The sequence below is a fragment of the Bacteroides ndongoniae genome (genome assembly GCF_900108345.1).
Classification (GTDB): domain Bacteria; phylum Bacteroidota; class Bacteroidia; order Bacteroidales; family Bacteroidaceae; genus Bacteroides; species Bacteroides ndongoniae.
In genome coordinates this window covers 1873070-1892306 of the sequence record NZ_FNVV01000014.1, presented here as the reverse complement: position 1 = coordinate 1892306, position 19237 = coordinate 1873070, and the positions used below count along the sequence as shown (strand labels likewise).

The following is a 19237-nucleotide window of genomic DNA, read 5'->3' as shown; positions in this document are numbered from 1 at the left end:
GAAACGTTCAACGGAAGAAGCTGAAGTTGACGCTGCCGTATACTCTTCTTTCCACAAAGTGTGGATGTGTTTCGAAGTTGTTTTTCTTGCCGTGTTCAAGCACGAACAGGCAGTCTTCTTTCAGCAGGTTGTTTTCGAAGATGAGGTCGGGGAGAGTCTCCAGACCGGGCAGTTCGTAGGGAGGGTCGGCAAAGATGAAGTCGAACTGTTCACGGCTTCCCTGAATGTACTTGAATACGTCGCCACGAACGGGGAAACAGCGGTCAGTCTTGACTTCTTGCATGATTTTGCAGATGAAAGCGTAGTGGTCGCGGTCTTTCTCGACGCTGACTACCTGGTCGCATCCTCTGGACAGCAGTTCGATACTGATGCTTCCTGTGCCTGCAAAGAGGTCGAGGGCACGTATGCCGCCTTCTTCAAAGTCGATGTAGTTGGACAGGACGTTAAACAGGTTTTCTTTGGCAAAGTCTGTAGTAGGACGTGCCTTGAACGTGCGTGGCACGTCGAAGCGTCTTCTTTTGTATATTCCGCTGATTACTCGCATAAGTTGATGGTTTGCAGGTCTAAGTTGTTGGCCGGATTCATGACGAATACCCGGCTGATGAATTTTCGCAGTTCGGCCAGTAGGTCTTTCTTTTCGTTCAGGTTACCGCTCAGGTGCAACTCGTCGCGTTCCTGGTCCAGACCAAGTTCTTTCCAGATGTAAAGAAGGTAATAGATACGGTCGGCATTGACTTTGCAGTCGAAAGAGTTGGCCAGTAGCAGGCGTCCGCGTTCGTATGCATATACGTTTAGACTGCCGGTTTGCAGGTAAACGTACATCTTCCGGTTGTTGCCCAACCGACTCTTGGCGGCATAGTACTCGATAAGCGGGCTGGACTGTGCGTGAAACTTGATGTCGGCATACTGTTCGCGCAGGAAGGTGAAACTGGTTTTGTCGACACCGTACAGCACGACGATGTTATTGTTGTGCAGGATGTCGTATTGCACCAGCTCGTTGTCTTTTTTCGTCAGATTGTGGTAGAATACGGTTTCGGCCTGTTCGTCTTCGAAGAATTCGAGTGGCACGAAGGTGAAACGTTTGTTGGCTATCAGTGCATTGACTCGCCTGTAGGGGCGGTTCAGCCATTCTACCTCGCGGAAGGTTTGTTTCAGGTTGGCGGTCAGCGAGAGCGACTCGTCTACCTGCCGGTCGTAGAAGGAGTATTCCCCTTCTCCCAGAGGGTTGAATACAGAAAAAGAAAATCCATCCGTACTAAGACGGATGGATAATGTATACTGTTCCGATTTGTTGAAATCAGTGTTTTCTATCATTTAAACTCAACGTATTATTCCCAGTTACCGGCATTGTTGTTAGCTGTTTCCAAGCTACCGATCATCAGACCGCAGTACTTGTTCAGCTTAGTCTGTACGTCTTTCAGGTTAGCAATTTCTTGCTTGTCCAGACCGTTCAGATAAATGTCGTACGGAGCCTTAACTTCGAGCAGGCAGAAAGGAGCACCAGACTTGGCTGTATCGTTCTTGATAGCCATTTCGAACTGTGCACCGTTTCCGTAAGGAATGTATCTCAGAGAATCGGCATTGAAGCCTTTCGGGAAGATAGTATCCAATACGGCTATCCACAAAGTATCACGCTTGAAGTTTTCCAAACCCCATTTCTTTACTTCAGCATAGTTACCGCTTTTCTTTGCTTTTTCGATGATGTTGATGGCTTTCTTTTCAGTCAAACCGTCTTCCAACTGCTTGTCGGTCAACTCGCCTTGCTTGTAGATGAAGGGGAGCTTCTGGTTCTTGACGAAGTCAATCAGCGTATCGAAGCTGGCCGTGTACTGCTGGTTGTTCAAGTTACGATACTCACTTTGAGCCTTGCGGATGTCAATCAGACGGGCAATGACCGCTGCATCTCTCTGTTTCTTGGCATTCTCAAAATCGATAGGCCCCATGATGCTGGCGTAGCAGATGTAAACCAACGCTATAATGCACAAGCCTAAAACGATATTAAATACTGTTTTCATGATAAATATGTTTTTTAGTTGTTATATTCGCACCGCAAAAATAAAAGAAATAAATTTAAAAATGACTGTTCCTCTTACTTTTTTCTGTTACAAAAATGATAAATAACTATTTAGAAAGGCAAATTAAGGAAAATTTTCCTTATCAACCAACTTCGGAGCAGGAAAATGCAATAAAATATTTGTCGGAATTCCTTTGTTCGGCCTCGTCCGATGTGGTTTTCCTGTTGCGGGGATACGCGGGAACCGGAAAGACTTCGCTGGTGGGAGCACTGGTGCGTACCCTCGACAAGCTGCAGCAGAAGTCGGTGCTGATGGCTCCGACCGGGCGGGCGGCTAAAGTCTTTGCCGGCTATGCCGGCCACGCGGCCTTTACCATTCATAAGAAGATATACAGGCAGCAGGCTTTTTCGAACGAGATGAGCAATTTTGCGCTGAACGACAACCTGACGACGCATACTTTATATATAGTGGACGAAGCTTCGATGATAGCAAACGACGGACTGTCGGGGTCGGCTTTCGGTACGGGCCGTTTGCTCGACGACTTGGTGCAGTTTGTCTATTCGGGCATGGGATGCCGCCTGCTGCTGTTGGGCGACACGGCACAGCTTCCGCCGGTGGGCGAGGAGCAGAGTCCGGCGCTCTGTGCCGATGCGTTGCGGGGGTACGGGCTGGAGGTGATGGAGACGGACCTGACGCAGGTGGTCAGGCAGGAGCAGCAGTCGGGCATCTTGTGGAATGCTACCCGCCTGCGTCAGCTGATTGCAGAGGACGATTGCTTCAGTCTGCCCAAAATCCGTGTGAGTGCTTTTCCCGACATCCGGGTGCTGCCCGGAAGCGAACTGATAGAAGCACTGGAGACTTGCTACGGTCGAGACGGAATGGACGAGACCATCGTCGTGTGCCGCAGCAACAAGCGTGCCAACCTTTATAATAAGGGCATACGGGCACAGATTCTGTGGCGTGAGGAGGAACTGGAGTCGGGCGACTGGCTGATGGTGGCCAAGAACAACTATTATTGGACGGAGAAGAACAAGACGATGGATTTCATTGCCAACGGCGAGACGGCCGTAGTGCGGCGTGTACGTCGTACACGCGAGATGTACGGATTCCGTTTTGCAGACGTTACGCTAGCCTTTCCCGATTACGACGATTTCGAGCTCGAAGTGAACCTGCTGCTCGACACCTTGCACAGCGATGCTCCGGCTCTGCCGAAGGCCGACAACGACCGCCTGTTCTACACCGTGCTCGAAGACTATGCCGACATCCCGCTGAAGCGCGACCGCATGAAGAAGATGAAGGCCGATCCTTACTACAATGCCTTGCAGGTGAAGTATGCCTACGCCGTCACCTGCCACAAGGCGCAGGGCGGACAGTGGAAAAACGTATTTCTGGATCAGGGTTACCTGTCGGACGAGTATCTGACGCCCGATTATTTCCGCTGGCTATACACTGCCTTTACCCGTGCCACAGGCACGCTTTATCTGGTAAACTATCCCGAAGAACAAGTGGAATAAGTAGGGTTGGCCGAGGGAATCACAAGTCTTCCTTTCGGCCATAACCTGACTGCAAAGTACTGCATACTTGTTGCAGCGTTACTGCAAACAAGTGTGCAGTGCTGCTGCAAACGCCTTTGCAGTGCCGCTGCAACGGGCTTGCAGTACGTCTGCAACCAGCTTGCAGTAACACTGCAACAAGTTTGCAGCGACAGTGCAGCCTGCTTGCAGTCGTTACGACGCCTGCATCCGTCGTTTTTCTCCCGATATAATTGTACGCTTTTGAGCTTTGTAGACTGCCACGATAGACAGTTGTCGGGAACTGTTCCAGCTTAGCTATACACTTTGTTAAATGCTCTTCTGGCTTGCTTGTCTGTTCTCGGTGTGCCAGGTATACATGATGTTCTTGTATCAATAGATACAAAAAAACAGGAAGTACGGCCCTGTATAGCCGACTTCCTGTTTCGGGAATATTTTTTCAGAATGCTTGTAATCAGATGCCAGCCAGTTCCAGCACTTTGTCTACAGCGGCACTTACGCCGTCGGGGTTCTTACCGCCGGCAGTTGCGAAGTGAGGCTGTCCGCCGCCACCGCCCAGCATCAGTTTGGCAGCTTCTTTCACCAGTGCACCAGCTTTCAGTCCGCCGGCAACCAGATTGTCGCTCAGCATGACGGTCAGTGTAGGTCTGCCTTCGAAGACGGTTCCAGCTACGAAGAACAGGTTTTCTGTCACTTCGCCGCGCAGCTGGAAGGCGATGTTCTTCACCGTTTCGGGCGGAGTCATGGTAGCACAGAACTTGATGACTTTCACGCCGTTCACTTCCTTCATGCTTTGCAGCAGTCGTTCCTTCAGTTGGGCTTCCTTCTCCTTCATGTACTCTTCGATCTGCTTCTTCAGTCCGGCATTCTCTTCGATGTACTTGCGGATGGCGCCAGCCAGGTCGGGAGCATTGTTGAACAATGACTTCAGGTCGCGCATAGTGTCCTGGAAGCTGTCAATCATTTCTTCTACCTTGGCTCCGGTTACAGCCTCGATGCGTCGTACGCCGGCAGCAACGGAACTTTCGGACAGAATCTTCACCATACCGATGTTACCCGTAGCGGCTACGTGCGTTCCGCCGCAGAACTCGATGGACGAACCAAACTGGATGACACGTACGTGGTCGCCGTACTTTTCACCAAACAGGGCGATGGCACCCAGCTCTTTGGCCTCTTCAATAGGTATATTGCGGTATTCTTTCAACGGAATATTAGCGCGTATCTTGGCGTTGACCAGATGCTCTACCTGACGCAACTGTTCGTCGGTCACCTTCTGGAAGTGCGAGAAGTCGAAACGCAGCGAGTCGGGTGTCACAAGCGAACCCTTCTGCTCTACGTGGTCGCCCAGTACGGTACGCAAAGCCTCGTCCAGCAAGTGTGTGCACGAGTGGTTGGCAGCACAGGCTGCACGCTTGTCGGTATCTACGCAAGCCATCATCGGTGCGTCGAGGTGTTCGGGCAGCTTCTTTGTCAGATGGATGGGGAGGTTGTTCTCCTTCTTGGTGTCGATGATTTCGATAGTCTCGAATTCGTTGACCAGCACACCGGTGTCGCCCACCTGACCACCGCTTTCGGCATAGAACGGAGTCTTGTCCAGCACAATTTGGTAAAGAGTCTGGTTCTTTTGTTTGATTTGGCGATAGCGCAGGATGCTTGTTTCGTATTCGGTATAGTCGTAACCTACAAACTCGGTAGTGCCTTCTTTCAGCGTAATCCAGTCGCCGGTCTCAACGGCGGCGGCGTTGCGGGCACGCTGCTTCTGCTGCTGCATTTCGGCATCGAACTCCTTCAGGTCGGCAGTCATACCGTTTTCGCGCAGAATCAGTTCGGTCAGGTCGAGTGGGAATCCGAACGTGTCATACAGGGTGAAGGCATCTTTTCCGCTGATTTCAGTCTTGCCTGCTGCTTTGGTGTCGGCCATGGTCTTGTCCAGCAGACGGATGCCGGTTTCGAGCGTGCGCAGGAATGCTTCTTCCTCTTCCTTGATGACTTTGACAATCAGTTCTTTTTGTGCCTTCAGTTCGGGATAGGCTTCGCCCATGTTGTCTATCAGCACGGGGATGAGCTTGTACATGAAGGCTTGCTTCTGTCCCAGGAACGTGTAACCGTAGCGTACAGCACGGCGCAGGATACGGCGGATGACGTAACCTGCCTTGGCATTGCTGGGCAGCTGGCCGTCGGTGATAGAGAAGGCGATGGTACGGATGTGGTCGGCAACGACGCGCATGGCGATGTCCGACTTCTCATCGGTGCCGTATGCCTTTCCAGCCATGTCGCCTACGGCTTTCAGGATGGGTTGGAAGACGTCGGTGTCATAGTTGGACGTCTTGCCCTGCAAGGTACGTACCAGACGCTCGAAGCCCATACCGGTGTCGATCACCTTGGCGGGAAGCGGTTCGAGGCTGCCGTCGGCCTTGCGGTTGTATTGCATGAACACGAGGTTCCATATTTCGATAACTTGCGGATGGTCCTTATTTACCAGCTCACGTCCGGGCACTTTGGCTTTCTCCTCTTCCGAGCGCGAGTCGATATGTATCTCCGAGCACGGTCCGCAGGGGCCTGTATCGCCCATCTCCCAGAAGTTGTCGTGCTTGTTTCCGTTCAGGATGTGGTCTTTCGGCAAGAACTGCTCCCAGTACGAGGCAGCTTCGTTGTCGCGTTCGAGTCCTTCCTCGGCACTTCCTTCGAAGACGGTGGCATAAAGGTTTTCAGGATTGATTTTCAGTACATCTACCAGGTATTCCCAAGCCCACGAAATGGCTTCTTTTTTGAAGTAGTCGCCAAACGACCAGTTGCCCAGCATCTCGAACATGGTGTGGTGGTACGTGTCGTGTCCCACTTCTTCCAAGTCGTTATGCTTACCGCTTACACGGAGGCACTTCTGCGAGTCCGCGACTCTTTTGTTTTTGGCCGGGTGGTTGCCCAGGATAATGTCTTTGAACTGGTTCATGCCCGCGTTGGTAAACATCAGCGTGGGGTCGTCTTTTATCACCATCGGGGCCGAAGGAACAATCAGGTGTCCTTTGCTCGCAAAGAAACTCTTGAATGAGTCTCTGATTTCGTTTGCTGTCAACATATTCTATTCGAGTTTTTTAATATCCGGATTTATAAGTTTTGAGTTTTCAGTCTGCCTTTTGTCCGGCAGTAGCACCTGCCCGACGAACCCACTACTGAGGAACATCAGCTTCGTTTGTCGGCTAAAACAAACAAAGTCAAAAGACTAAAGAACTTAAAAACTCAAAAAAACAGCGCAAAGATAGCTTGTTTTTATTACTTTTGCCCCATCGACCAGCGAAAATATTTCCAAAAGATGCGCAAAGTATACTACATATATAATCCTCGGACACAGACGTACGACCGTATTTATCCTACTGTCCGCCAGCGGATGATGAGTTATGCCCGTCGTCTGTTTATCGGCATGGGGCTTGGGGCAGGTTGCTTCATTGTTCTGTTACTGATTTTTGGTTCTCCCTCCGAGAAAGAGTTACGCCAGGAAAACAGCCGTTTGCAGGCACAGTACAATGTGCTTTCGCATCGGATAAACGAGGCGATGGGCGTGCTTCAGGACATTCAGCAGCGCGATGACAACCTGTATCGTGTTATCTTTCAGGCCGACCCCATTCCTTCAGCCATTCGTCAGGCCGGTTATGGCGGTACCAACCGCTACGAGCATCTGATGGGGATGGCCAGCTCTGAACTCGTTATCAATACCACGCAGAAGCTCGACATGCTGACCAAGCAGCTCTACATCCAGTCGCGCTCGTTCGACGATGTGGTGGAGATGTGCAAGCAGCACGATGAAATGCTGAAGTGTATTCCGGCCATTCAGCCCATATCCAATAAGAACCTGAAACAGACAGCTTCGGGTTATGGTACACGTATTGACCCTATCTATGGTACTACCCGTTTCCATGCGGGCATGGACTTTTCGGCTAATCCGGGTACGGATGTATACGCTACGGGCGACGGTACGGTGGTAAAGATGGGCTGGGAAACGGGATACGGCAATACGATTGTCATTGACCACGGTTTCGGTTATCAGACGTGGTACGCTCATCTGAAAGAGTTCCGTACCAAGCTGGGCAAGCGTGTAGTGCGTGGCGAAGTGATTGGAGGTGTGGGCAATACGGGTAAAAGTACCGGTCCGCATCTGCATTACGAAGTCCACGTGAAAGGTCAGGTGGTGAATCCTGTCAACTACTACTTCATGGATCTTAGTGCTGAAGATTACGACCGTATGATTCAGATAGCCGAAAATCATGGAAAGATGATGGATTGATGGCTAAACAGGTTTTGTTGTATGCTAAATTGAGGAACAAATCATGCTGAATACCGATAAGAATCTGAAATTGTATTATTCCATTGGCGAAGTAGCCGAGATGTTTGGAGTCAATGAGTCGTTGCTCCGTTTCTGGGAACGCGAATTTCCGCAACTCAATCCCAAAAAGGCAGGACGCGGCATACGTCAGTATCGCAAGGAAGACATCGAGACACTGAAACTGATTTATTATTTGGTCAAAGAAAGAGGTATGACCTTGCCTGGTGCCCGTCAGCGAATGAAAGACCGGCGCGAATCGACCTTGCGCAATTTTGAAACTGTAGAGCGTCTGAAGGCTATCCGTGAAGAACTGATAGGCATGCGCGATGCCCTCGATGCTTTCACCGAGGGGCAGACGGATATGCAAAAGGATAATGACTAGTCCTCGATGCGCGATACCTGCTTGATGTTCTTTACTTGTTTCAGGTTGTTACAGATGGTGCGTACGTCGTCTACATCGTGTACGTAAAGTTGTATTTTTCCTTCGAAGATGCCGTCGTTGGTTTCAATATTCAGTTTGCGGATATTCACGTTCAGTTGGCGCGAGATGATTTGCGTCACTTCGTTCAGCAATCCTACGGCATCTATACCTTTTATATATATAGTTACCAGGAAAGAGAGTTCTTTGTGGGTGTCCCATTGGGTAGCAATGATGCGGTTTCCATAGCTGCTTTTCAGCTTGATGGCGATGGGGCACTGCCGTTTGTGGATGATGACCTGATTGTTTTCGTTGATATAGCCAAGCACGTCATCGCCCGGTATGGGGTGGCAGCAGGGAGCCATGAGGTATTCTTTGGAGATGGCCTCTTCGGTCAGCTTCAGAATCTTTTTGGTATCGATCTTTTCCTGCGTATTCTTTTCGGCAGATTTTTCCTCATTAGGCTCTTTTTCTTCTTTACTACCTCCAAACGAGAAGGAGAGTAGCTTCTTCCAACTCTTTCCTTGTTTTGCTTTGAATACGTTTCTGTCGGCATCGCCCAGTATCAGCTTTTTGCTTCCGATGGCAATAAACAGTTCCTCCCGATTGTGGAAGTTGTGCAGATGGGTTAGCTTGTCGATGGCAGAATCGTCCATACGTACGTCTTCTGCTTTCAGGAAATCGGCCAGAATGGCTTCTCCGGCTTTTTGATTGGCTTTCGCTTCTTTACGCAGGATAGAAGCTATCTTGGAGCGTGCACGTGCAGTGGTAGCAAAGTTCATCCATTCGGCTTGTACACGCTGGGCTTTGGACGTCAGAATCTCTACCTGGTCACCGCTTTGCAGTTTGTGGCTTAACGGTACCAGTTTGTGGTTCACCTTGGCTCCGATGCAATGGCTTCCTATGTCGGTATGCAGGGAGAAGGCAAAGTCGAGTGCCGTACAGTTCTGCGGCATGGTTTTGAGTTCTCCCTTGGGGGTGAATACGAATATCTCCGAAGCAAAAAGGTTCAGTTTGATGGTATCGAGAAAGTCGATGGCGTCCGGCTGAGGGTCGTCGAGAATTTCCTTGATGGTACGCAACCATTTTTCCAGTTCGCCTTCGTCTTCGCTACCTCCGCCTTCTTTGTACTTCCAATGGGCGGCGAAACCTTGTTCGGCAACATCGTTCATCCGTTCGCTTCGTATCTGTACTTCAATCCATTGGCCGTTGTTGCCCATTAGGGTGACGTGAAGTGCCTGATAGCCGTTGGCTTTGGGATGGCTTACCCAGTCGCGCAGGCGGTCGGGATGAGGCTTGTATATCTTCGAGATAGCTACATAGATGTCGAAGCAGTCGTTCAACTCTTCATCCATATTGCGGGGAGTGAAGATGATACGCACGGCCAGCAGATCGTAGATTTCCTCGAAAGGAACATGCTTGGTCTGCATCTTATTCCAAATGGAGTAAATGGACTTGACGCGTGCCAGAATGCGGTATTTCAGCCCCATCTTGTCCAACTGTGCGCGGATAGGGGTGGTAAATTCCTTGAATACCTTGTCGCGTTCGGCAGCTGTAGCGGCAAGCTTGTCTTCTATTTCCTTGTATTCTTCTGGATGTTCGTATTTGAAGCTTAGATTTTCGAGTTCGGTTTTGATTTTGTACAATCCCAATCGATTGGCCAATGGAGCATAGATGTAGAGGGTTTCACCTGCAATCTTGTATTGTTTGTTGGGCAGCATGGAGCCCAGTGTACGCATGTTGTGCAGTCGGTCGGCTATTTTGATGAGAATGACGCGTATGTCGTTGCTCATGGTAAGCAGCAACTTCTTGAAGTTTTCGGCTTGTGCCGAAGCCTGGTCACCGAAAATACCGCCTGATATTTTGGTCAGACCGTCTACGATCTGGGCTATTTTGGGGCCGAATATGTTTTCGATGTCTTCTACCGTGTAGTCGGTGTCTTCTACGACATCGTGCAGCAAAGCGGCACAGATGGACGTGGAGCCAAGTCCTATTTCATTACACACAATTTTGGCTACGGCTATGGGGTGCATAATGTATGGCTCTCCCGAACGCCGTTTAATGCCTTTGTGTGCTTGATTGGCAAAATTGAAAGCTTTGGTGATGATTTCGACTCGTTTGCGGTGTTTGGTTGCCAGATAGTCGTTCAGCAACTCTTGAAACGCCTGTTCAATCATTTCATCCTGTGCTTTTTCTTTCATGGTTGTATTTTCGTCCATACAGTGTTCCTCCTTGTTTCACTCTCTTTTTTGCAAAAATAAGTATTTTTCAAAAGCTTGCAAGTGTTTTGGTTGTTAAAACACGAATATTTGCAAATGACGAGTTAAAGGTAAGTGCTTTCGGTCGCTTAATTGTAGGTTAGAAAGTATTGGGATAAAATAGTTCAAGTTTCTCATTTGAGAAACTTGAACAAGATTTATTTGTATATCTTCAGGGTCTTCCCAGCTCGTATATTGTTGTTCCTGAGTCCATTCCATTCTCTCAACCGTTTTACACTTACTCCGTACCGCTCAGCTATACCTCCCAGGGTATCACCGTTTTTGATGCGGTAGTAGGTCACGTCTCCATTGGCTGTACTGCTGCTCTTTGATGAACGGCTGGTGCTGGCTACAGATACAGTACGGCGATTTTTGAACAGTTCTGCCTGGCGGTGTGTGTAGATGGTGTCCTGACGGTCAATGAATGTACTGATGGCAGTAACAGGCAGGCGCAGGGTTTGAGGTTTGCTTTCGCCGGGGATAATGCTACGTTTGTATTGAGGATTCAGACTTTTTATTTCATCCAGCGGCACGCCACAAATATCGGCTATCTGTTCAAAGTGCAGATTGCGGCTTACTTGCACGGTGTCGGTGGCATCAGGAATGTTGGTCTCCATGGGACAGATGTTGTGCTTGCAATAGTAAGTCATCACATAATTGGCTGCAATAAAGGCGGGTACATATCCGCGTGTTTCGCGAGGCAAATAGTTGTAGATGGCCCAGTAGTCGGTTTGACCTCCCGAACGACGGATAGCTTTGTTGATAGTGCCGGGACCGCAGTTATAAGCGGCTATGACCAGATTCCAGTCTTTATAGATGTCGTACATGTCTTTCAGGTAGCGGGCGGCGGCCCAAGTTGCTTTGATGGGGTCACGGCGTTCGTCTACTAGGCTGTTACTCTCCAAACCGTAGAGTTTGCCTGTACTGATCATGAATTGCCATAGGCCTGCTGCACCTGCACGCGATACGGCCGAAGGGTTGAGGGCTGACTCGATGATGGGCAGGTAGCGCAGTTCTAACGGTAAGTTATAGGCATCGAGTGCTTCTTCGAAAATGGGCATGTAGAAATTGCAGGCACTGAGCATAAAAGCTACTTGTGAACGCAGGCGGCTGGTGTACATGTCGATGAACTTGCGTACGATTTCATTGTAAGGCATCTCCATAATAGTTGGCATCTTGGCCAAACGATCCATGTATACAGAATCGCTGAACAGCGGATTGTCTGGTGAAGTGCTGCAATCCTTTCCTAAGTCGATGTATGTTTTGGCTTTCCAGTCGTTTAACAGGCTGTCTAGCGGATAGGTCATACTTACAGGCAAATCAATTGTTTCCTTACGCTCGGTCCCGTTCTCGTGTATCAGCACGTCTACGCTATTCTGTGCGTGGGTGGTGGTAGGCAGCAGGGTGCATAGAAGCAAGGCGGAAGTTGCTATGATTTGCTTCAGACGTATATTTTTTGTTATCATGGTTATCATTATAATGTGCTTTAATAAGATTGTCTTTTCTTAGAATCGGAAGCTGCATTGTACTCCAAGCGATTTGCTGGAGAAACTACTGCTCTGATTGTTGTTGATGATGGCCGGTTCGACACGCATGCTCAGGTCGGGGCTGATGTCGAAGTTGGACAATTCGGCGTCGACGTATGCATCGACTACCGATAGCAGATATACTCCGATAAATGCAAAGATACTCATATCACGGTATCGGCGGAAGGTGTCTTTTCGTTTCCGGAGGGTTTCTGTCAATTGGGTTTTCGAAACGCGGTCCAAATATCCTGGTGGCAATAAGTCCAAAATGCTGTTCGAATCCCATTTTTCGTTGACGGCGTCTTTATAGGCATTCGAATAGTCTTTGTACATCTTGCTGTTCCATGTCAAGGCATAGGCACATCCGGCAAATCCTCCATAGAAGATGGGGAGTTTCCAGAATTTTCGGTTGTATATCTGTCCGCCACCTGGGATGACAAGGGCAAGCCATGTAGCTTTGGTCGGATTGGGAACCCAAACTTTTCGGTTGAGGTCTTGTTGCAGGCTGTCGGTTGGGGTGGGCTTGACCTGCGGGCTGGTAGCCGAAGTCATTTCAAGCATTTTTCTTCTGTTTTCGGCAGCGATACTGTCTGCTACGGATAATGAGTCGGGGGTATCGGCCACTTCGGTCAGTGTGGAGTCTGTCGGTACGATGCTCAGACTGTCTGCTGCTAATCCGATGGCCTGTGGACGTACTGAATTGGTGGTATCAGCTGTCAGTGAGTGCATTCTTTTGGAAGCGGCTCGCGGACGGTTTTGCCCATACACGGCAATCCCCGCCATTTGCAGGGTGCAAAAGAGCAGGGCAATAATCACGTGATATGTAGTATTTCTTCTTGTCATTTATTTTTTAGAGTATCAAGAATACCGATGATGCGTTCCAGTTCTTCTTCGTTGTTGAACGGGATGCTGATTTTCCCTTTTCCTTTCTCTGAACAGGTCAACTGCACTTTGGTATTGAAGAAGCCGGACAGTTGCTGTTTCAGCATGTTGAATTCTTCGGGCAGCTTGGCTCGTTTGGGGGCTATTTTGCGACTTCCGCTTTTGACGGTTTCGCCTTCGCTGAGCGATTTTACAATTTCTTCGACTTTGCGTACGGAGTAGCCATGTTCCAGTATTTCTTCGAATATCTTGACTTGTAACTTCGGGTCGCCCAAGGTTACCAGTGCACGGGCATGCCCCATGTCTATCAACTTGTTTTGCAATCCTATCTGTACAGGGGCAGGTAGTTTCAGAAGTCGCAGGTAATTGGCTATGGTGGTACGCTTCTTGCCGACGCGTTCGCTGAGACGCTCTTGTGTCAGCCCGTATTGTTCGAGCAGGTGCTGATAGGCCAAGGCTATTTCGACGGAATTCAGGTCCTCACGTTGGATGTTCTCAATGAGGGCCATTTCCATTACATTTTCGTCGTCGGCAGTACGGATGTAGGCGGGTATGCTGGTGAGGCCTGCCATCTGTGAAGCGCGAAAACGACGTTCGCCGGCGATGATTTGATATTCGTCGTCGGATAGCTTACGCAGGGTGATAGGCTGGATGATACCTATTTCGGCGATGGAGTCGGCCAGTTCCTGCAAGGCTACGGGGTCGAATTCGCGTCGCGGCTGGTTGGGGTTGACGACGATTTTCGACAGCTCGATCTCGTTGATGGAGGAGGAGCCTTCAGTCTTTACGTCGTCCATGGAGAGCAAGGCGTCCAGGCCGCGTCCTAATGCATTTCTTTTTTGTGCCATATTTTACAAATTCTCTTTTCCTGTTATTTTTCTCTTTCTATCAGCTCTTTGGCCAATGCCATGTGATTTTTGGCTCCGGTCGAGTCGGCATCGTAAAGGATAGTTGGCAAGCCATAACTGGGTGCTTCGCTCAGTTTGACGTTGCGTTGTATGACGGTTTTGAATACCAGTTCTTGGAAATGGCGTTTAACTTCGTCATATATCTGGTTGGCCTGTCGTAGACGTGAGTCGTACATGGTCAGCAAGAAACCTTCTATTTCCAAGGCCGGATTCAGTTTCGACTTGATGATTTTAATAGTGTTCAGCAGTTTACTGATTCCTTCCAGCGCGAAATATTCGGCTTGCACGGGGATGATGACCGAGTCGGCAGCGGTAAGTGCGTTCACAGTAATCAGTCCCAGCGAAGGAGAACAGTCGATTAAAATATAATCAAATTCATTCTTTAGTGGTGAAAGCACTTCCTTCAGTATCCGTTCGCGGTTCTTCAGGTTGAGCATTTCGATTTCGGCGCCTACTAAATTGATGTGAGAAGAGATAACCTTGAGCGTTTCAATCTCGGTGTCATGGATTGCTTCACGCACATTGGCACGATCGATAATGCACTCGTAGATAGTGCATTCGGCTTGTTTGATGTCTACTCCAAGTCCCGAAGAGGCGTTGGCCTGCGGGTCGGCGTCTACAACGAGCACTTTTTTCTCAAGGGTGGCCAGCGATGCCGCCAGATTGATGGTGGTAGTTGTTTTGCCTACTCCACCCTTTTGGTTTGCCATTGCAATAATTTTTCCCATATTCTCAATATTTTTATCGGCGGCGAAATAAGTGATTATTTCTGATAGCGCCTGCAAAAATCCGGAGGAGATTGCAAAAACGGTTGATAAGTCGCCCTTTTTGTTAATAACTTCGGAGGTACTTGAAATGATTTTGTCAAGCCTGCCGCTTTCGTCGAGTACTTTTCTCCATCAGGGGGCAAATATACGGAATTATATTGGAAATCTTTGAGTTTTGCCTTTGCGCTTGGTGAAGATTAAGATTTATTTGAATGCTTGCAGGGAGGATTGAGGGAATCAGAGCAGGGCTATGGTAAACTTCCAGATGAAGTATCCGCACAGGGCGCACTTCAGGGCAGTGCCGAGCAGAAAACCTATCAGAGAGCCAAGGCCTGAACGTAAGGCGTCTTTGGTTTCGCGCCCTCCCAGCAATTCGCCTACAAATGCGCCTAAAAACGGACCAAGGATAATTCCCCAAGGCATGAAAAATAGGCCGACAAGGGTACCTGCCAGACAGCCACGTGTGCCCCAACGTGTGCCTCCGCTATATTTAGCACCTAATAGGGGCACGAAATAGTCGAGTACTTGGATGAGGATGACCAGCACGAGCCACACTACTAGCTCGATGGTGCTGAACTGGGCACGATCGGTGAAATGGAGCAGAAGCATGCCGATATAAGCCAACGGAGGGCCTGGTAAGGCAGGAAGAATACAGCCGGCCAAGCCTACCAGCAGGCAGATGATGCCGAAGACGATGAGTAGAATGTCTGCTATCATTTGACTTGTATATTTTTAGATCGTTGCGAAGATAGTAAAAATCATGTTTGCAGACAAATTCGGATGTTTACATCTCCATAAGCAGACAGAAAGCCGAGGACAAAGCGCGGCTTATTCGAGACTTTGTCTTCGGTTATCTGGGGCATAGGTACTGAAGAGGGGAGATTATTCACCTTCTTCAAGTTGAAATACTTCCTCAACAGGTTTGCCAAATGTACGGGCTATTTTTAAGGCCAGTACGGTAGAGGGGACGTATTTTTTGGTTTCGATGGCATTGATGGTCTGCCGGCTTACGCCGACCGCTTCAGCCAGCTGCTGTTGGGTCATGCCTATGATGGCACGTTGCACTTTTAAGGTATTATTCATGGTTGTCCTTTCTGAAACGATAAAGTTTCCATTGGAAGATAAACAGAAAAAGCACGGGTATCGTAAACATGTTGATGAATACGAACGAGAGATACTCCGAACTGTAGAGGCTGAGTGTGCCTACTATCAGTATCAGGTAGTTGACGGCAATGGCAAGTGTCCAGGCTTGCATACGTAGGTGGGCGATGCACTCGTCTTCGTCTTTTTCGCGCGAAAAGGCTGTTAGCAACAGGCTGGCAGACAGGCCTATGATACAAATTTCGTCGAAAGCATTGTTGATGCCCATCTTGTACAGGAGTTCTCCGAAGAGGTCGTTTTGTTCGCTGAACAATACGTAGAGGCAGCCACATGCAAAGAGCAGGCTCAATACCATTCCTGGTGTTTTGTAGGATGGCGGTAACAAATAGTTTGTTTTCATAATATATATGTATTGGTTGATGATTGCAAAAGTAATGTATACTTTACATTTATGCAAGGTTATAAGATTAAAAGTAATGTATACTTTACATGATTTAACGAAAGAAACTATTTGTAGAATAAGAAATGTATTTACTTCCGTTTTTTAATTTTACTTTTCCATACGAAATCATTATTTTTGCGTCATTGTTTTAATAAGGAATAAGTATGGAAAATCAAAGACCTTTAATATTGATTTCGAATGATGACGGCATCATGTCGAAAGGAATCAGCGAGTTGATAAAGTTTCTTCGTCCGTTGGGCGAGATTGTGGTGATGGCTCCCGATGCTCCACGTTCGGGCACGGCTTGTGCGCTGACAACAAATGAACCTATTCACTATCAAATTGTTCGCAAGGATGTCGGCCTGACTGTTTATAAATGTTCGGGTACGCCGACCGATTGTGTGAAACTGGCTTTCGAGACTGTACTCGACCGTAAGCCCGATCTGGTAGTAGGTGGTATCAATCATGGTGATAATTCGGCTACCAATGTTCATTACTCAGGCACAATGGGCGTTGTGATTGAAGGATGTCTGAAGGGAGTACCCGCTATCGGTTTCTCCTTGTGCAGTCACGAACCCGATGCTGATTTCACTGCTGCAGGACCTTACGTGCGCGACATTGCCCGCATGGTGCTGGAGAAAGGCTTGCCGGCGCTGACCTGTCTGAATGTGAACTTCCCCGATGCGAAAGAACTGAAAGGAGTGCGCATCTGCGAACAGGCTAAGGGGCAGTGGACAAACGAGTGGGAGAATTTTGCCCATCGCGGTGATAGCCACTACTATTGGCTGACAGGCGAATTTGTTGATACTGACGCCGATAACGAAAAGAACGATCATTGGGCGCTGGCCAACGGCTATGTAGCCATAACTCCTATTACTGTCGACGTGACAGCTTATGGTCTGATTGACGAACTGAAAACCTGGTTTTAATATTTAATGCGGAGGATGAAGAGTGGATGCCATTGATAGCCTCCATTCTTTATCCTTTATTCTTCATTTATGAAGTATTATCTGATCGTTGGTGAAGCCTCGGGCGACCTTCATGCGTCGCACTTGATGGCGGCTTTGAAGCAAGAAGACGCGCAGGCTGAATTCCGTTTTTTTGGCGGTGACCTGATGTCGGCAGTGGGCGGTACGCGGGTGAAGCACTATCGCGAGTTGGCTTACATGGGTTTTATACCCGTACTGATGCACCTGCGCACTATCTTTGCCAACATGAAGCGTTGTAAGGATGACATTGTGGCCTGGCAGCCCGATGTGGTGATATTGGTCGACTATCCAGGTTTCAATCTGAACATCGCCAAGTTTGTGCGTGCGCATACGCATATCCCTGTTTATTACTACATTTCTCCCAAAATTTGGGCATGGAAGGAGTATCGCATCAAGAATATCAAGCGCGATGTAGACGAACTGTTTTCCATTCTGCCCTTCGAAGTCGATTTTTTTGAGGGGAAACACCAATATCCTATTCATTATGTTGGGAATCCTACGGTCGATGAAGTAAGTTCGTTTTGCAAGGGCTATACTGAAAGTCACGAAGCCTTTTTGCAGAAGAATGGCCTTGATGCCCGTCCCATTATAGCTTTGCTGGCTGGTAGCCGTCGTCAGGAGATAAAAGATAATCTGCCCGATATGCTTCGGGCAGCCTCTGATTTTCCTGAGTATCAGTTGGTATTGGCAGGAGCACCAGGCATTTCGCCCGACTACTATGCGCAATACATAGGCGGGGAGAAAGTGAAAGTCATTTTCAATCAGACATATCCTTTGCTTCGTCATGCGCAGGCGGCATTAGTTACTTCGGGTACAGCTACGCTCGAAACAGCATTGTTGCGTGTTCCCCAGGCTGTGTGCTATCATACACCTATCGGCAAGGTGATAGCCTTTTTGAAGCGGCATGTGCTGAAGGTACCTTACATTTCGCTGGTTAACCTGATAGCCAATCGCGAAGTCGTGAAAGAACTCGTGGCCGACCTGATGACTGTCGATCAGATTAGAGAAGAGTTGCATCGTATTTTGTACGACGAAACATATCGCAACCAGATGCTTGCAGGTTATGATTATATGGCATCACGATTGGGTGAGCCAGGGGCGCCTGCACGAGCTGCTCACCTGATGGTGAAGTTATTGAAGCAGAAAGGATAATTGTCGCAGATGTTTAGAATTTGTTAAAAAGTACGGGAGCTGGTGCAGTAAATAGCCGGCTCCCGTATTTTTATGAGTGAACGTCCGTTGATAAAAAGACTTTTTAGAAACTTAATAAACTTTGATTATGAAAAAGATACATTGGTTGCTACTTTCATTGTGTATGGCCCTGATGCCCATACTCCAATCGTGCGATGATGATGAGGGGTATTCAGTTGGCGATTTTACTCCACCCCTGTGGGCCACTGTGCGTACTACGGGAAATGCTTTTTACTTGGATTGTGATGTGTGGGGCACGTTGTGGCCTGTCAACGTAGATTTAGGTTGGTATGAAGCGGTGGATGGGCAGCGGGTAATAACTGTTTTCAACCCCTTGTCCGATGAATATGCAGGTTATGACCATGCGGTGAAAATTTTGAGTATGACAGAAGTTCTGACCAAGAGTGTGGAAGTGCTTACCCCCGAGAATGAGGAAGAATTCGGTAACGATCCTCTTCTTATATATAAAGGTGATATCGGAGTGAGCGGTGGTTATCTCAATCTTTTTTTCTACCAAATACTGCCGAAGGATGATACCAAGCATCGCATCAGTCTGGTAAGACCTCAAGATGATGCCGAGTACTACGACGAAGAAGGCTATATTCACTTACAATTGCGTTACAACGACTACGATAACCTGTCGGGCTATCGTAATCCTTATCCCAGCATTGTGTCCTTTAGTTTGCAAAGTCTGGATATACCTTCCGAAGCCAAAGGTATGAAACTGACTTTAAACTCGGAGGTGAACGGTGAAGTGGAGCTGACATGTGATTTTTCTACTCCTCAGGCGGTTACAGTACCTGATAATTTTGAGCAAAAGAGTTTAGAAGAGGTTCAGCTACGTTAATTCTTTTAATTGAGTCCCTTGTATTTATTTCCGAAGCCATCCT

At 48.4% G+C, this 19237-nt stretch carries 18 protein-coding genes; 6 read left to right on the top strand and 12 right to left on the bottom strand.

Features of this window, described 5'->3' with window-relative positions; all coding sequences use genetic code 11:
- Window positions 1-7: 7 nt before the first annotated feature.
- The 3 genes from rsmD to BQ5591_RS18505 are packed head-to-tail and all read right to left on the bottom strand — an operon-like array spanning window position 8 to window position 2015.
- On the bottom strand, window positions 8-544 hold the full coding sequence (gene rsmD / locus BQ5591_RS18515) for a 16S rRNA (guanine(966)-N(2))-methyltransferase RsmD (RefSeq protein WP_022162073.1): 537 nt from the start codon (window positions 542-544) through the stop codon (window positions 8-10).
- Window positions 535-1314 (bottom strand): DUF3822 family protein, encoded by a 780-nt coding sequence (locus BQ5591_RS18510; RefSeq protein WP_071150458.1) that lies wholly within the window; start codon window positions 1312-1314, stop codon window positions 535-537. The genes rsmD and BQ5591_RS18510 overlap by 10 nt, the downstream gene beginning before the upstream one ends.
- A gap of 14 nt (window positions 1315-1328) precedes the next feature.
- Window positions 1329-2015 carry a hypothetical protein gene (locus BQ5591_RS18505; protein ID WP_071150457.1) on the bottom strand — a complete coding sequence of 229 codons (687 nt, stop codon included), beginning with the start codon at window positions 2013-2015 and terminating at the stop codon, window positions 1329-1331.
- A gap of 95 nt (window positions 2016-2110) precedes the next feature.
- On the opposite strand from BQ5591_RS18505, the gene BQ5591_RS18500 reads away from it, so the two are divergent.
- Window positions 2111-3529 (top strand): ATP-dependent DNA helicase, encoded by a 1419-nt coding sequence (locus tag BQ5591_RS18500; RefSeq protein WP_071150456.1) that lies wholly within the window; start codon window positions 2111-2113, stop codon window positions 3527-3529.
- 472 nt (window positions 3530-4001) lie between these two features.
- Here the strand turns inward: BQ5591_RS18500 and alaS are convergent, their stop codons facing one another.
- The gene (alaS, locus tag BQ5591_RS18495; protein ID WP_071150455.1) at window positions 4002-6623 is read right to left on the bottom strand and encodes an alanine--tRNA ligase; all 2622 of its coding nucleotides are present in this window, start codon (window positions 6621-6623) and stop codon (window positions 4002-4004) included.
- A 234-nt stretch (window positions 6624-6857) separates the two neighbouring features.
- On the opposite strand from alaS, the gene BQ5591_RS18490 reads away from it, so the two are divergent.
- Complete coding sequence (locus BQ5591_RS18490; RefSeq protein ID WP_071150454.1) at window positions 6858-7826, top strand: M23 family metallopeptidase; 969 nt, start codon at window positions 6858-6860, stop codon at window positions 7824-7826.
- 43 nt (window positions 7827-7869) lie between these two features.
- Complete coding sequence (locus BQ5591_RS18485) at window positions 7870-8247, top strand: MerR family transcriptional regulator (protein WP_022162067.1); 378 nt, start codon at window positions 7870-7872, stop codon at window positions 8245-8247.
- Here the strand turns inward: BQ5591_RS18485 and BQ5591_RS18480 are convergent.
- From BQ5591_RS18480 to BQ5591_RS18445, 8 genes are all read right to left on the bottom strand, one after another.
- Window positions 8244-10502 (bottom strand): RelA/SpoT family protein, encoded by a 2259-nt coding sequence (locus BQ5591_RS18480; RefSeq protein WP_071150453.1) that lies wholly within the window; start codon window positions 10500-10502, stop codon window positions 8244-8246. The two genes, BQ5591_RS18485 and BQ5591_RS18480, sit on opposite strands and share 4 nt — an antisense overlap.
- A gap of 197 nt (window positions 10503-10699) precedes the next feature.
- Window positions 10700-12007 (bottom strand): lytic transglycosylase domain-containing protein, encoded by a 1308-nt coding sequence (locus BQ5591_RS18475; RefSeq protein WP_071150452.1) that lies wholly within the window; start codon window positions 12005-12007, stop codon window positions 10700-10702.
- Between the two features lie 39 nt (window positions 12008-12046).
- A complete protein-coding gene (locus BQ5591_RS18470; protein WP_022162064.1) occupies window positions 12047-12910 on the bottom strand; it encodes a DUF5683 domain-containing protein in 864 nt (287 codons plus the stop codon).
- On the bottom strand, window positions 12907-13797 hold the full coding sequence (locus BQ5591_RS18465; protein WP_022162063.1) for a ParB/RepB/Spo0J family partition protein: 891 nt from the start codon (window positions 13795-13797) through the stop codon (window positions 12907-12909). Before BQ5591_RS18465 ends, BQ5591_RS18470 begins: the two co-directional genes overlap by 4 nt.
- Before the next feature lie 23 nt (window positions 13798-13820).
- Entirely contained in the window at window positions 13821-14585 is a 765-nt protein-coding gene (locus BQ5591_RS18460) for a ParA family protein (protein WP_022162062.1), read from the bottom strand.
- 276 nt (window positions 14586-14861) lie between these two features.
- Window positions 14862-15338, bottom strand: a complete 477-nt coding sequence (locus BQ5591_RS18455; RefSeq protein WP_113740932.1) for a DUF456 domain-containing protein — start codon at window positions 15336-15338, stop codon at window positions 14862-14864.
- Between the two features lie 168 nt (window positions 15339-15506).
- Window positions 15507-15707 (bottom strand): helix-turn-helix transcriptional regulator, encoded by a 201-nt coding sequence (locus tag BQ5591_RS18450; RefSeq protein WP_071150450.1) that lies wholly within the window; start codon window positions 15705-15707, stop codon window positions 15507-15509.
- Window positions 15700-16125 (bottom strand): hypothetical protein, encoded by a 426-nt coding sequence (locus BQ5591_RS18445; RefSeq protein WP_071150829.1) that lies wholly within the window; start codon window positions 16123-16125, stop codon window positions 15700-15702. Before BQ5591_RS18445 ends, BQ5591_RS18450 begins: the two co-directional genes overlap by 8 nt.
- Before the next feature lie 206 nt (window positions 16126-16331).
- On the opposite strand from BQ5591_RS18445, the gene surE reads away from it, so the two are divergent.
- The 3 genes from surE (at window position 16332) to BQ5591_RS18430 (ending at window position 19194) form a co-directional block, all read left to right on the top strand.
- Window positions 16332-17096, top strand: coding sequence for a 5'/3'-nucleotidase SurE (gene surE / locus BQ5591_RS18440; protein WP_071150449.1), 765 nt, complete (start codon window positions 16332-16334; stop codon window positions 17094-17096).
- A 69-nt stretch (window positions 17097-17165) separates the two neighbouring features.
- Complete coding sequence (gene lpxB, locus BQ5591_RS18435; protein WP_071150448.1) at window positions 17166-18308, top strand: lipid-A-disaccharide synthase; 1143 nt, start codon at window positions 17166-17168, stop codon at window positions 18306-18308.
- 127 nt (window positions 18309-18435) lie between these two features.
- Window positions 18436-19194, top strand: a complete 759-nt coding sequence (locus BQ5591_RS18430; RefSeq protein ID WP_071150447.1) for a NigD1/NigD2 family lipoprotein — start codon at window positions 18436-18438, stop codon at window positions 19192-19194.
- The last annotated feature ends 43 nt before the right edge of the window (window positions 19195-19237 follow it).